This is a genomic window from Caballeronia eucalypticola, from assembly GCF_047608185.1.
In the GTDB taxonomy this organism is placed as follows: domain Bacteria; phylum Pseudomonadota; class Gammaproteobacteria; order Burkholderiales; family Burkholderiaceae; genus Caballeronia.
On sequence record NZ_JBLKRU010000005.1, the window covers coordinates 129,483 to 143,032 of the forward strand.

14 protein-coding genes are annotated in these 13,550 nt (G+C 59.7%); 8 read left to right on the plus strand and 6 right to left on the minus strand.

Annotated elements, in window-relative coordinates:
• Positions 1-2: 2 nt before the first annotated feature.
• Positions 3-710 (minus strand): 2Fe-2S iron-sulfur cluster-binding protein, encoded by a 708-nt coding sequence (locus ACMX25_RS08460; RefSeq protein WP_414949220.1) that lies wholly within the window; start codon positions 708-710, stop codon positions 3-5.
• A 446-nt stretch (positions 711-1,156) separates the two neighbouring features.
• Between ACMX25_RS08460 and ACMX25_RS08465 the strand changes: the two genes are divergently transcribed.
• Complete coding sequence (locus ACMX25_RS08465) at positions 1,157-1,444, plus strand: AbrB/MazE/SpoVT family DNA-binding domain-containing protein (RefSeq protein ID WP_414949221.1); 288 nt, start codon at positions 1,157-1,159, stop codon at positions 1,442-1,444.
• Positions 1,441-1,779 (plus strand): type II toxin-antitoxin system PemK/MazF family toxin, encoded by a 339-nt coding sequence (locus tag ACMX25_RS08470; RefSeq protein WP_414949222.1) that lies wholly within the window; start codon positions 1,441-1,443, stop codon positions 1,777-1,779. The genes ACMX25_RS08465 and ACMX25_RS08470 overlap by 4 nt, the downstream gene beginning before the upstream one ends.
• A gap of 101 nt (positions 1,780-1,880) precedes the next feature.
• Here ACMX25_RS08470 and ACMX25_RS08475 read toward each other — a convergent pair whose 3' ends face one another.
• The 3 genes from ACMX25_RS08475 to ACMX25_RS08485 form a co-directional block, all read right to left on the minus strand.
• Positions 1,881-2,681: a transporter substrate-binding domain-containing protein gene (locus ACMX25_RS08475; protein WP_414949223.1), complete on the minus strand. Its 801-nt coding sequence runs from the start codon at positions 2,679-2,681 to the stop codon at positions 1,881-1,883.
• Positions 2,682-2,886: 205 nt separating this feature from the next.
• The gene (locus tag ACMX25_RS08480; RefSeq protein WP_414949225.1) at positions 2,887-3,420 is read right to left on the minus strand and encodes an isochorismatase family protein; all 534 of its coding nucleotides are present in this window, start codon (positions 3,418-3,420) and stop codon (positions 2,887-2,889) included.
• Positions 3,410-4,726 carry an inositol monophosphatase gene (locus tag ACMX25_RS08485; protein ID WP_414949226.1) on the minus strand — a complete coding sequence of 439 codons (1,317 nt, stop codon included), beginning with the start codon at positions 4,724-4,726 and terminating at the stop codon, positions 3,410-3,412. The genes ACMX25_RS08480 and ACMX25_RS08485 overlap by 11 nt, the downstream gene beginning before the upstream one ends.
• A 207-nt stretch (positions 4,727-4,933) precedes the next feature.
• On the opposite strand from ACMX25_RS08485, the gene ACMX25_RS08490 reads away from it, so the two are divergent.
• From ACMX25_RS08490 to ACMX25_RS08515, 6 genes are all read left to right on the plus strand, one after another.
• Positions 4,934-5,353, plus strand: coding sequence for a GFA family protein (locus tag ACMX25_RS08490; protein ID WP_414949227.1), 420 nt, complete (start codon positions 4,934-4,936; stop codon positions 5,351-5,353).
• 23 nt (positions 5,354-5,376) lie between these two features.
• A complete protein-coding gene (locus tag ACMX25_RS08495; RefSeq protein ID WP_414949228.1) occupies positions 5,377-5,937 on the plus strand; it encodes a DUF488 domain-containing protein in 561 nt (186 codons plus the stop codon).
• A 216-nt stretch (positions 5,938-6,153) separates the two neighbouring features.
• Positions 6,154-7,719 carry a S53 family peptidase gene (locus ACMX25_RS08500; protein WP_414949230.1) on the plus strand — a complete coding sequence of 522 codons (1,566 nt, stop codon included), beginning with the start codon at positions 6,154-6,156 and terminating at the stop codon, positions 7,717-7,719.
• Positions 7,720-7,804: 85 nt separating this feature from the next.
• Entirely contained in the window at positions 7,805-9,454 is a 1,650-nt protein-coding gene (locus tag ACMX25_RS08505; RefSeq protein WP_414949231.1) for a S10 family peptidase, read from the plus strand.
• A gap of 139 nt (positions 9,455-9,593) precedes the next feature.
• Positions 9,594-11,744, plus strand: coding sequence for a catalase HPII (katE, locus tag ACMX25_RS08510; RefSeq protein WP_414949232.1), 2,151 nt, complete (start codon positions 9,594-9,596; stop codon positions 11,742-11,744).
• A 67-nt stretch (positions 11,745-11,811) separates the two neighbouring features.
• Positions 11,812-12,114, plus strand: a complete 303-nt coding sequence (locus ACMX25_RS08515; protein WP_414949233.1) for a putative quinol monooxygenase — start codon at positions 11,812-11,814, stop codon at positions 12,112-12,114.
• Positions 12,115-12,195: 81 nt separating this feature from the next.
• Here ACMX25_RS08515 and ACMX25_RS08520 read toward each other — a convergent pair whose 3' ends face one another.
• Positions 12,196-12,633, minus strand: a complete 438-nt coding sequence (locus ACMX25_RS08520) for a PRC-barrel domain-containing protein (protein WP_414949234.1) — start codon at positions 12,631-12,633, stop codon at positions 12,196-12,198.
• A 570-nt stretch (positions 12,634-13,203) separates the two neighbouring features.
• Positions 13,204-13,527 carry a DUF4148 domain-containing protein gene (locus ACMX25_RS08525; protein WP_414949236.1) on the minus strand — a complete coding sequence of 108 codons (324 nt, stop codon included), beginning with the start codon at positions 13,525-13,527 and terminating at the stop codon, positions 13,204-13,206.
• Positions 13,528-13,550: the final 23 nt, after the last annotated feature.

The following is a 13,550-nucleotide window of genomic DNA, read 5'->3' on the forward strand; positions in this document are numbered from 1 at the left end:
TCCTAAGCTTTATTGATCGCAACGGTTTTCACCGCCGCAACAATGTTCGGATACGCACCACAGCGACAGATATTGCCGCTCATGCGCTCGCGGATTTCATCGTCGGAGAGTTGGGCGGGACGGTAGCGGACATCGGCAGTCGCGGCGCTGGCGTCGCCGGCGCGGAATTCATCCATCAGCGCAGTTGCCGAACACAGTTGGCCGGGCGTACAGAAACCGCACTGGAACGCGTCGTGATTGATGAAAGCCCTTTGTATCGGACTGAGCGTAAGCGTCTGCGCGTTGGCAAGGCCCTCTACCGTGACGATCGAATCGCCGTCGTGCATGACAGCGAGCGTCAGGCACGAGTTGATGCGGCGGCCGTTCGCGATCACCGTACACGCGCCGCACTGGCCGCGGTCGCAGCCTTTTTTCGTGCCGGTGAGGCTGGCGTATTCGCGCAATGCATCGAGCAGGGTCGTGCGTGCTTCAAGCTGCATGTCGTAAGCACGGCCGTTGATGGTCAGCTTCACGGGCATTAATGGCGCGGCGGTCGTGGACGTGGGCGGTGGTGCCGACGTCGCCGCCGGTTGCTGCGCACGAGCGAGCGGCGCGGCGGTGACGGCCGCCGCTGCCGCTGCTGATTGCAGGAACCTGCGGCGCGACGGTTTGACTGCCTCGGATGATTCTTGGTCTAGGTTGCTGTCATGGGGAACGTTGACGTGGCGCATGGCGATATGAAGCTCCTCGCTCGATCGAGTGAGCGCTATGTTCGGCTGGACGCGTCGGGGTGTCGGCGTGTCTGGCGGACAGAGGCGCTGCCGCCACTCGCTTGTGTCTTGCGGGGTGCAAGCCGATGAGGCGAATGGGGACGATGAGAGTCAGCAAATCCAATGCCATCAATGAATGCGGCGCTCTCACGATGATTCCCGCTCGGGATTGCAGGTAAGGGCTACATTCATCGGTAAATCGAGATGTTTGGGAGGGTCTGGACGGCCTTAGACAAGCCGTTCGATACGGTTACCGTGGGCTTACTTTTTCATTGCCGTGTTCTGCCGCAGGGTCAAAAAACTTTGCGTGTCAAACGCCTGCAACTTGCCTGTATCGACGCGTTGACACTCCATGTCTTAATATATAAGATTGATTGTAGCAACGCGTTGATACGCAGGAGATATGTATGCTGATTCAAATTGTAAAGCGATGGGGTAACAGCCTTGCCGTTCGCATCCCGTCCAACCTTGCCATCGAAGCCTCGCTCGTTGAAGGTCAGGAAGTCGATGTTGAAGTCCACGATGGTCAACTGCTCGTGCGTGCACACAGCGCCATTCCACGGTTCTCTCGCGAGCGCCTGATTCAGCAATTTAAGGACGGCAAGCTCCAACGCCACGACGAAGTTGATTTCGGCGATCCGGTCGGTGACGAATGGGGTGGCCCGCAGGACCCGACACGCGAAGGTATGGAATGAAGAATGGAATACCGGACGCCGGCGATGTGGTCAGGTTGCACGTTGGCCCGTCCAAAGGGAATGAACAGGACGGCTATCGCGCGGTCCTGATCATCTCCGATTCAGTCGTGAATGAGATTACCGGCCGCTTTACTGGCTTGCCGATCACCTCCACCGTGAGAGAGTGGGCGACCGAGATTCCGCTCAAGAGCCTCAAGCGCCCAGGTGTGGCGCTCGTCGATCAGATCCGGAGCTGGAGCTACGTCGCCGGGGAAGTTAACTTCAGAGGCGAAACCGTAACGGCAGAGGAGCTCGACGCGGCCAAATATGCGATTAGATCCTTCCTCCAACTATGAGCTTCCGGGCTTGGAAATGAGCCCCGTGTGACCCCGCTAACCGCAAATGCAAACTGCCACCTGACGGTGGCAGTTTTGTATCGGTAACGATGCGACCTTGCTTACAAATCGCTCGGATACGGCGCCTTGAGCCACTTCGTAGAAAGCTTGTTCAGCGTGCCGTCGTTCTTAGCTTTCACCACGGCCGCATCCACTTCCTTCAGCAAACGCGTCTCGCCTTTATTCACGGCAACATGATCGGGTGAGCTGAAGAGCGCGAATTTCTGCTCCGGCGCGATCGGCGGATTACGCGCGATGATCGTTGCGCCTACGTCATTGCCCACGACCATCAACTGAACCTGCCCCGACAGAAACGCCGAAATGGCGCCATTCGGGTCATCGAAACGCTTGATCGTCGCGTCCGGCGGCGCGACCTTCGTCACGCTCAGGTCTTCCAGCGTGCCGCGCGCCACCGAAATGGTCTTGCCTGCCAGATCCTTTTCGCTTTTCACCGGCAGCGACTTCGGTCCGAACACCGCCAGATAGTACGGCGCATACGGCCGCGAGAAATCGAGCACTTTCTCGCGCTCCGGCGTCTGGCCCACGCTCAGCAGCACGTCGGCCTTGCCCGTGGCGAGATAAGCCATGCGGTTTTCGCCCGTGATCGGGACAAGATCGACTTTGACCTTCATCGTCTTGGCGAGATAGTCGGCCATTTCAATGTCGTAACCCTGCGGTTTCATATCCGGGCCGATAGAGCCGAACGGCGGATAGTCCATGAATACGCCAACCCGAAGCACGCCATTTTTTTGCACGGTATCGAGGGCATCCGCGTGAGCGAAAGTGGCCGTGGCTGCCAAGGGCACGGCGAACGCCGTAGCCACGAAGAGGCGCCGGGCAAGGCGGGAGAGGCGAGTCGTCATGATGGTGGCCTTGAGCAGAAAAGTCGGAGAGCGCGGTTTGGATCAACCTTGCGGGATTCGCCTCGCGGGATTCACTCGGATACCCTGGAGCGCTACGTGACCGTGCACGTGAAAGCACTGTAGGCAGGCCAAAAACCCGCAACAATCGAAATCTGCTCATGCCAGCCATGACCGGCGCGCATGGCTGCAGTGACGGGCATTGATGCTATTTGATGAACGCGAGTGCGTCTCGGAAACGCGGATGTTCGCAGCTTCCCAACCAGCTGAAGATCGCGGTTTCCGTCGTGGTGGGAAGCGCGCCTTCGCGCTGCGCCCTGGCCAGCGCGATTGCCTTATTCTCCGGAGCGCGTGAACCGACGGCATCGGCGATCAGCTCCACCGTGTAGCCCAGTTTCAGCAAGCCGGTAACCGTCAGCAACACGCACACATGCGCCTCGCAGCCGGCTACGAACAAGACGGATTCCTTCGTCGGCAACGCCGCCACGAAGTCCAGGCACAGGGTGGCATCGAATGTGTGCTTCTCGAATAGGCGATGCCGCTCGCCACGTTCTCCAAGCAGGCCGTCGACGCTTGCGCCCAGCCCACGTGGGTTCTGCTCGGTGACAAGTACCGGGATATCGAGCAGATCGGCGGCTTGAACCAACGCCCGGCAACGCTTCAGCACAGCCGCGCCGTTATCGATATGCGGCATCAATTTCGCCTGCATATCGATCATCACAAGTACCGGATCAGGCTTCACTTTCCATGATCCGGTCGATCAACCGCGCGTTCTCGCCCGCAGATCCAATGCCTTCGTGCTTGGCCATCGGGATGAAAAAATGCGTCTTCACGTTCGGCAAATTTGCACGATCCAGCCATTCCGTCAGATGTCGGGTGAGCCTTTGCGCGGGTATATCGACTTCAGCGCGCAACGCGGGCGGCAACTGGCTGAGATAGCGCACTTCAGTCTGATAAGGCTCGGGCGCCACGCACAACGCATCGGGACGGCCATCGGGGTCCGCAGGCAAGCGCTCCAACGCCTCGCGCAGCAATGCAACGCCCAGGCCTTCGCCGCGCCACGGTTTTCTCACTTCCCACGTGCTGATATACACCACCCGATGCATATTGAACACGCTGCACAGGCGCTCCGGTCCAAGCGCTTCGGTGGCGGCGAGCGCGAGAGACAGCATCTCGCCGGAGTAGGTATCGAGGACATACACCAGATCCGCGCTGCTCTGGATGGGCGGCACTTTCACGAGTTTCAACTCGACCGCCGCCGCGACGATATCCGTGCCCGCCTCGTGAAACACCGCGAACGCGGTGCCGAGCCGTTCGTCGTCGACCTGTGGATATTCATGCCGATATGTCATGGTCAGCAGGAACGGGCCGATTTTTTCCCGATATGCCAATGGCTTGTCGACGTCGTAATCGCTCGTGCCCTGGAGGCCGTACGGGTCATAGTCCTTCGCGGCCAATGCCGAGTCCCGATCCGAATCCGCAGCCGCTTTCAACACCGCGGCCGGTCGACGCGACTTGGGCACCAGGTCTTCCGGCAAACCTTCCCAGCTCAGGCGAAGAAACTCGCGAGCGCCGCGATAGTTCGTTTCGAATAACGACGCGATCGGCGCCATTTCGAACGGCGCAAGGATGCGTTCGGCGGATTCAAGCGCACGGTCCATCAACTGATCGGCTTCCGCGGGATCGGGTACGTGGCGCGTGCCGTCGTCGTCTGCGCCACCATCGGCGGCGTGCTGTTGGCGTGCGAGTTCAAGCCACTCGTCGGCGGCCCGTTCAGCGAGAAATCCCGCCGCAATCTGATAACCGGACAGCACGATCGACTTGCCTGTATCTCCAAGCGGGAACACGTACTCGTCGGTCATGACATCGGCGACGCGCACGTTTTTGTAATCGTTGCGCGGGGACGGCGCGTTCTCCACGGCGTCATAACGTTCGTGCGAGAGAACATAGGCGGCCAGATCGGGAGCGGCCGGCGTCGCGTACGGCCCGGTCGCGACGGCAGGCGTCGTGCCGGAGGGGAGCAGAGCCAGCAGGGATACGTGCTTCATGAGTGCCATCTCCGTCTCGTGGGGGTGTCATCGTAGCAAAATCGCGCCTTTTTGCACGTCGCCAAACCGATGCGGCGCGCCGGTTGCTACCACGCGGATTGCCACTAACATTGCTACTAAGATTGTTGCCATGCCCGCTGCTGCCAGGGTGACGAGATCCTGCATGCCAGTAGTAGATAACAGATACCAGATTATAGGGAGACTGAAATGAACGACATGATTCAGGACACCGGTCAGGAAGTTCGGCATGAAGGAGGCTGCGCGTGCGGAGCATGGCGCTTCACGGCGACGGCGGCGCCGAATCGCGTGGGTCTTTGCCATTGCATGACATGCCGCCGCGTGCATGGGTCAGCGTTTGGCGCGTACGCGGTGTACGCCGAGGAGCAGGTCACCATGTCGGGCGTGACCAAAGCCTGGCAAAGCTCAGTCGATGCCCGCCGCCATTTCTGCCCGGTCTGCGGGTCGGTTGCGTATATGGCGTACGTCAACAATGATGAAATCGACTTGCCGATTGGCGCCTTCGACGAAACCGGTTTCCTCGATCCATCGTATGAACTCTGGTGCATCCGCCGCGAGCCTTGGCTGTCCGGCGACGGACGGCGGGAATATCCTGAAGACCGGCCCTGAAGACCGGGCCTATAGACCACCCGATGAACCTGCCATTCTTCACTATTGGTCATTCGACGCGTCCGCTGCCGGAATTTATCGGCTTGCTGAGAGAAAACGCGATAAACACGCTAGTCGATGTCCGCAGCATTCCCCGATCGCGGACCAATCCGCAATTCAACCAGGACACCTTGCCGGCTTCGCTGAGTGCCGACGCTATTGCCTACGTGCATAGTCCGGCGTTGGGCGGCCGGCGCGGCAAGCGCAACACTGACTCACCATCGCCGAACGCCTACTGGACTCATCCGGCGTTCCGCAATTACGCCGATTACGCATTGAGCGAACCTTTCCGCGACGCGCTGCAGGACCTTCTGGACCTCGGCCACGCACAGCGTTGCGCGATCATGTGCTCGGAAGCCGTGTGGTGGCGATGTCATCGGCGGATCGTGGCGGATTATCTGCTCGCGCGAGGCGAGACCGTGCTGCACATCATGGGAGCGCATCAAGTCACGCACGCGACGCTCACGCTACACGCCTTGCCGCAATCCGACGGCACCGTGATCTATCCCGAATCAAGCCCAAAAGCGGGGGCGATGCCGAATTGACAGTCCTTCGCCGCCCGAGGCATAAGCAGAAGGCAATCGTTTGCCTATGCTGGAACTGCACCCGTCGCGCGGTGTCGGATAGGAGGCTTGAGCAAGATGCATGAGCCGAGACCTGTGCATGAGCCTTGAGCCTTGAGCCTTGAGCCAAGCAGAGATCATCTCGAACCTGAATCCGCGCGACACGAATTTTTCCGTACCAGCCAGGAGCCACAAGCCATGAGCAAGCATCCGATAGCCGGCAGCGACAAGTCGCAACCCGAGGGCGCACGTTGCCTCGGCGCATGCAATCCGGACGAACAGATCGAAGTAGTAGTGATGCTTCGGCGGCAAAACGAAGGCGAATTCACCCAGTTGATGCAAAAGATCAATACCGGCGCGGCCGATGCCGAGCCGGTTTCCCGCGATGAGTTTGCCAAACGCTTCGGAGCATCGGCTGCGGATGTCGCCAAGACCGAAGCGTTCGCGAAGGCGCACAGTCTGAGCGTAGTCCGCGCCGATGCAGGCTCGCGCAGCGTGGTGCTGTCGGGCACCATCGCCCAGTTCAGCGCGGCCTTCGGCGTCAAGCTCGAGCGCTTCGAACATCATGCGATAGGCGAGTATCGCGGGCGCACGGGACCTGTGAACGTGCCGGACGATATGAAGGACACGGTGACCGCCGTGCTGGGTCTGGACAGCCGCCCGCAGGCGCGCCCGCATTTCCGCTTCCGGCCGCCGTTCCAGACGGCGCGCAGCGAATCCAGCACCTCGTACACGCCGCTTGATCTCGCGCAGCTCTACGACTTCCCGAGCGGCGACGGCAGCGGCCAGTGCGTGGGCATCATCGAACTGGGCGGCGGGTATAGCGAAAGCGACCTGAGCGCCTATTTTTCGCAATTGGGCGTGGGCAAGCCGAACGTGGTTTCAGTCGGCGTCGACCAGGCCAAGAACTCGCCGACAGGCAATCCGAACGGGCCGGACGGCGAGGTGACGCTGGACATCGAAATCATTGGCGCGATCGTGCCGGGCGCGACTATCGCGGTGTATTTCACGGCCAACAGCGACGCGGGGTTTATCGACGCCGTGAACCGCGCGATCCACGACGATACGAACAAACCATCGGTCATCTCGATCAGTTGGGGCGGCCCGGAAACCAACTGGACGCCGCAATCGCAAAACGCCTTCGATGAAGTCCTGCAATCGGCCGCGGCACTGGGCGTGACCGTGTGCGTGGCCTCCGGCGACAGCGGCTCCAGCGACGGCGCCGCAGGCGGCCAGGACACCGTCGATTTCCCGGCCTCCAGCCCGTATGTGCTCGCGTGTGGCGGCACGCAATTGCGGGCGACGAAGAGCGGCATCAGCAGCGAAGTCGTGTGGAACGACGGCGACCAGGGTGGCGCAACCGGCGGCGGCGTGAGCGCCGTGTTTGCGCTGCCGGTCTGGCAGAAAGGCTTGAGCGTTACGCGGGCCAGCGGCGGGAAATCGGCGCTGACCAAACGCGGTGTACCCGATGTTGCAGGCGACGCGTCGCCGATCACCGGCTACGATGTGATCATTGGCGGGACGCAGACTGTCGTGGGCGGCACGAGCGCGGTCGCGCCGCTATGGGCGGGGCTGATCGCCCGGATCAACGCGGCGGCGGGCAACCCGGCGGGTTTCCTCAACCCCAAGCTGTACGGCGCGAAGACCGCGGGACATGACATCACGAAGGGAAATAACGGCAGCTTCGAGGCGGCAGCGGGATGGGACGCGTGTACGGGGCTCGGCAGCCCGGACGGCGCAACAGTCTCGGCTGCGCTGAAGTAGCGGTTCAGGTTGATTGGTTCAGTTTTGACAGTGCGATGACGATGGGCCAGGCAAGAACTCCAACAACACCGGCAAAGGAGCAATCATGACGAACTCCAGTTCAGCGGCGAAAAAGTCTTCAACCCCCTCTTCAACTCCGCCTTCATCCGGGGCTTCATCCGGGGCGGATCAGCCTTACTTCGATCCCACCGCTTACGGCAACGGTCCCGATGATTCCATCGATGCGACCCAGACCGATGAAAGCGCCGCCATTACGCATCACTCGGCCGTCATAGGCGGCAAGACGATCGATTACACGGCGACGGCCGGGCATCTTGTGATCGTCGATCCAAGCAGTTCCAAGCCGGACGCCAAGTTGTTCTACGTTGCATTTACGCAGGATAACCAGACCGAAGAATCGCGCCCGGTCACGTTTTTCTATAACGGCGGACCGGGGTCGTCGTCGGTATTCGTGCTGCTAGGGTCCTTCGCGCCGCAACGCATCAAGACCTCCACGCCTGCGTTCACGCCGCCCGCGCCCTACCAGATGGAGGACAACCCGGACAGCTTGCTCGACAAGAGCGACCTGGTTTTCATCAACCCGGTTGGCACCGGATATTCGGCGGCCATTGCACCGAACAAGAATCGCGATTTCTGGGGCGTCGATCAGGACGCGAATTCTCTCAAGCAATTCATCAAGCGCTTCCTGACAAAAAACAATCGCTGGAATTCGCCGAAATTTCTATATGGCGAGTCGTACGGCACGGCGCGCAGTTGTGTGCTCGCGTACCTCTTGCATGAAGACGGCGTCGACCTGAACGGCATCACGCTGCAGTCATCGATTCTCGACTACACGCAATCCGGCAATCCGGTGGGCGCGTTGCCGACCGCCGCCGCCGATGCCTGGTTTCATAAAAAGCTGGGTGTGCATCCGCGGCCCACGGATCTGCTGACGTTCGCCGAGGAAGTCGCGCAATTCTCGCGGACGGATTACATTGCGGCACTGCGAAAATTCCCGCAGACGGACAACGACACCGTGGAGAAGCTGTCCGAATACACGGGCATCGACAAAGCTACGCTGATTGCATGGAGTCTCGACGTGGCGTCCTACGACAGCCGCGGCAACTCGCTCTTTCTCACCACGCTGCTGAAGTCAAAAGGCGAGGCGCTAGGTTCCTACGATGGTCGCGTGACGGCTATTTCAACGGGGATTGCGGGCAAGATCGATCCGAACTCCGGCGGCAACGATCCCACCATGACCGCGGTGACAGGCGTGTACACGGCGATGTGGAACGAGTACCTGAACGAGAAATTGAAGTTCACGTCCACGTCTTCGTTCACGGACCTCAACGACCAGGCTTTTGCCAACTGGGATTTTCATCACAAGGATCCGACCGGCGCCGAGAAAGGGATGGACGCGCAGGGCAACATCATTCTCTACACGGCCGGCGATCTGGCTGCGGTGATGGCGCTGAATATTGATTTGAAGGTGTTGTCAGCGAATGGTTTCTACGACTTCGTGACGCCGTTCTACCAGACGATCATCGACCTGCAGGAAATGCCGCTCATCGATAAAACCGTCCGGGAAAATCTGACGGCGAACTTCTATCCGTCGGGCCACATGATTTATCTCGACGGCGGTTCGCGCACGCAATTGAAGGCGGATCTCGCGAAGATGTATCAGGCAGCGACTACCGACCACGAAGCCATGGGCCGGATTCGCGCATTGCAGCAACGCAAGATCGCAGCAAGGTAGCGAGCAATGATTTAGCGAGGGTCTGAAGGACGTCTTCAGGTACGTCTTCAGGCACGGCATTGGCGGGAACACAAGTTGCGAACGGACGAACGAGCGTATGTGAAATGCGCCACTTCAACTGCACTCTGGAGTTTCCCCAATGCCGACCTCGAAGAAGAATGCGGGCGCCGCCGCGCCGTCGAACAACACCAGCGCAGTTGCGCGCACACCGTCACAAAACAATACCAACCCCAAGCTCGACAGTCTTGAGCAGTTCCGCTCGGACGCGACGAATCAAGCGCTGACGACCAACCAGGGCGTCAAGGTTTCCGATAATCAAAACACGCTCAAAGCCGGTCCTCGCGGCCCCTCGCTGCTCGAAGATTTCATCATGCGTGAAAAAATCACGCACTTCGACCACGAGCGGATTCCGGAGCGTATCGTGCATGCACGCGGTTCGGCCGCGCATGGCGTGTTCAAGCCGTACAAGGCGCATACGGACCTGACGAAAGCGGCTTTCTTGCTGGATCCGAATAAAGAAACGCCGGTGTACGTACGATTCTCGACGGTGCAAGGTTCACGTGGATCGGCAGACACCGTGCGCGACGTGCGTGGTTTCGCCGTCAAGTTCTACACCGACGAAGGCAACTTCGACCTGGTCGGCAACAACATGCCTGTCTTCTTCATTCAGGACGCGATCAAGTTCCCCGATTTCGTTCATGCAGTCAAACCTGAACCGCATAACGAAATGCCGCAGGGCGGCTCGGCGCACGACACATTCTGGGACTTCGTCTCGCTTGTGCCGGAGTCCGCGCACATGGTGCTGTGGACCATGTCCGACCGCGCGATCCCGCGCAGCCTGCGCACGATGGAAGGGTTCGGTATCCATACGTTTCGTCTGGTGAATGCAGAGGGCAAGGGGAGGTTCGTGAAATTCCACTGGCGCCCGACCATTGGTTCGGCTTCACTCTTGTGGGACGAAGCGCAGAAGCTGGCCGGCAAGGATGCGGATTTTCATCGGCGCGATTTGTGGGAAGCGATCGACATGGGCGACTACCCGGAATGGGAGCTGGGCGTGCAGATTGTGGAAGAGGACGACGAACACTCGTTCGACTTCGATCTGCTCGATCCGACCAAGATCATTCCCGAGGAAACCGTGCCGATCACCATGCTCGGCAAGCTCACGCTGAACCGCAATCCGGATAATTTTTTCGCGGAAACGGAACAGGTGGCATTTTGTCCGGGGCATATTGTGCCGGGTATCGACTTCTCGAACGATCCGCTGCTTCAAGGGCGTTTGTTCTCGTACACGGACACGCAGATCAGCCGCCTCGGTGGTCCGAATTTCCACGAGATCCCCATTAACCGCACCATTGCGCCGATGCACAACAACCAGCGCGACGCGAAACACCGGATGACGGTGAATCGCGGACAGGCTTCGTATGAACCTAATTCCATCGATAGCGGCTGGCCAAAGGAAACCGAACCAGCGGCAATTGGCGGTGGTTTCGAGACCTATCCGGAACGCGTGGATGCCGTGAAGATCCGTCAGCGCAGCGAGTCCTTCGCCGATCATTATTCGCAAGCCACGCTGTTCTGGAACAGCATGACGAAGCCGGAAAAGGATCACATCGTGGGTGCGTATTCGTTCGAGCTCAGCAAGGTCGAGCGCAAGTTTATCCGCGAGCGGCAATTGGGGATCCTGGCGAATATCGACAGCGAACTCTGTGCGCGTGTTGCCGATAACCTCGGCTTGCCGGCGCCGAAAGCGAGCGCCGGCGCGGCGGAATTGGGCAAGTCGTCGCTGGCTGCGTCGCCGGCGTTGAGCCTTGTCGCGAAGGCCAAACCGTCGGTGAAGACGCGCAAGGTCGCCATCCTAGCCGCGAAGGGTGCGGATATCGCCAGCATCAAGGCGATCAAGGACGCGCTGGCGGCCGAAGGTGCACATGCGAAGGTGATCGCGCCGCAGCTAGGCACCCTGGGCGACGGCGTGGAAGTCGATGCCACCATTCTCGCGTTGCCATCGATCATGTTCGACGGCGTGGTGGTAGCAGGCGGCGCGGCGAGTGCGAAGCTCCTGTCTGAATCCGGCGATGCCCGGCACTACGTATTGGAATCGTTCAAGCATCTGAAGGCGATTGGCGCGGTGGGCGACGGCGAGGACGTGCTGGCGGCCGCGCATCTGCCAACTGGTGACGAAGGCATCAGCGTAGGCAGCGACACTAAGAAGGTGATGAAGGCGTTTATCGCGGCGATGTCGAAACATCGCGTATGGGCGCGGGCTGAGAAGGCGGAGAGCGTGCCGGCGTAATGGGTGGCACGGGGGTGACACGGGCGTTGCCCGTCATGGTGTGCAACAGGAATCCGCGGAGGATGACATGGTCAAGACAGCATTGTGGGTCCGGTTAGAAGCAAAACCCGGCAAGGAGAAAGAGGTCGAGGCGTTCCTGCTTGGCGGCCTTGCGCTAGTCGAGCAAGAGCCTGCGACGACCGCGTGGTTCGCGCTGCAGCTGAGTGCAAGCACGTTTGGCATCTTCGATGCCTTCCCCGATGAAGCCGGCCGCGATGCACATCTGTCCGGCAAGGTGGCCGAGGCGCTGATGGCGAAGGCGGGCGATTTGTTCGCCTCGCCGCCGCAGATCATGAAAGTCGATGTACTGGCCTCCAAGCTGCCGGGCTGAACTCGCCCGGTTCACACGGCACGTGAACGGTTTGCTGCGGCGTCGAGTGCCGCAGCAAACTTTCATCTCATCAATGATGCATCAATGATGATCGTTGAAATCCGCGCGCGGCTTCGGCGTTGCGGGCATCTTCGCGTATTCAAACTCCGGCAGCGCCTTGATTGCTGCCTTCGTCGCTCCAGCCAATACGATCTTGCCGCCGACTATATCGAGTTGCTCGATAGGAATGGCGACGTCGTGATGCGAGACGCCGGCGAACTGGCTGGCCGCGACAATCGCAAACGACACCGCCTTGTCCGGCGCCACGATGATGTCGTGGATCACGCCGACCCGGTCGCCGTTCTCATTGACAACCGGCTTGTTAAGGATGGATTTCTTGACACTCCAGCCGCCGAGGATGGCTGTGGATTCCTCCACGCTGATGCCGAGCGTCTGCGAGCCGGCAACTTGCGCCTGCGAAGGAAGGGCGACTTGAGCGAGCGCTGCTGCAAGTAGCGCTGCGATGAGTTTCGTCTTCATGTGTGTCCTCTTGCGCGAGTGAATGAGCAGGCAGGCGGTGCGTGCATGCATGGCTTTAGTCAGGAAGACCGAAAGACATACCTGCGCTGCCCGCCGGAAATACCATCGACTGAAAGTTGATAGCGGATGGTCACGGGTGGAGCGTTTTACTAATAGCGAAGACTTAAGCCACAACTAAATGAAAAAGACGGCTTGATACGGGCGATACAAAATACATGGGGAAAAGCGAACGAGCATGCTTACGTCGATCAGGTCGAATATTGCGTAGCCCGGATAGCCCCTCAAGCGATGTGACACTGATGTGTCTGGTTTCGCAATAAGCGAGCTGATTGGACACGGCAACAGAACCTTGCCGAATGTTAGCGGCGAAATAAGTTTCTGTCAGGGAACAGCTAGCGGATGCTTCGAGGGATGGGCTGAGACGGGCGCGGCGGTATGCCGATTTATTCATGAAGTGCTGCTGGTGAGACCGAAACAAAAAGAGCCGCTATGTAGCGGCTCCTTTCATCAATGCAATTTAACTAACGCGTTAATTTTTCTCTGAGGCACTCGAATCATTGGTGCCGGCGTTCAATGCCCGAAATACACCGAACGTGTCGACGCGGGTTGCGCCATTGGAGTACTGCGCGCGCCGGCGGCATACGAACTATCGGTCGGTGAACCGTACGACGTTGCCACGACTCCGCTGTTCGCTTGCACGCGTTGCTCCGCTGCCTGGGTCTGCGCCGGGTAGGTGGCGTGATCGCCTTCTACGTTATAGCCGGACTGCTCTATCCGAACAAGATCGGCCTTGACTGAAGCGCGGCTTACCGAGTCCGCGTCTTGCGCATAAGCGAATGCCGGTGCGCCTAGCGCGGAAGCAAGCACGATTGCGGGAACCAGTGACTTGAACATGATGGAATCTCCTCTCTTGTGTG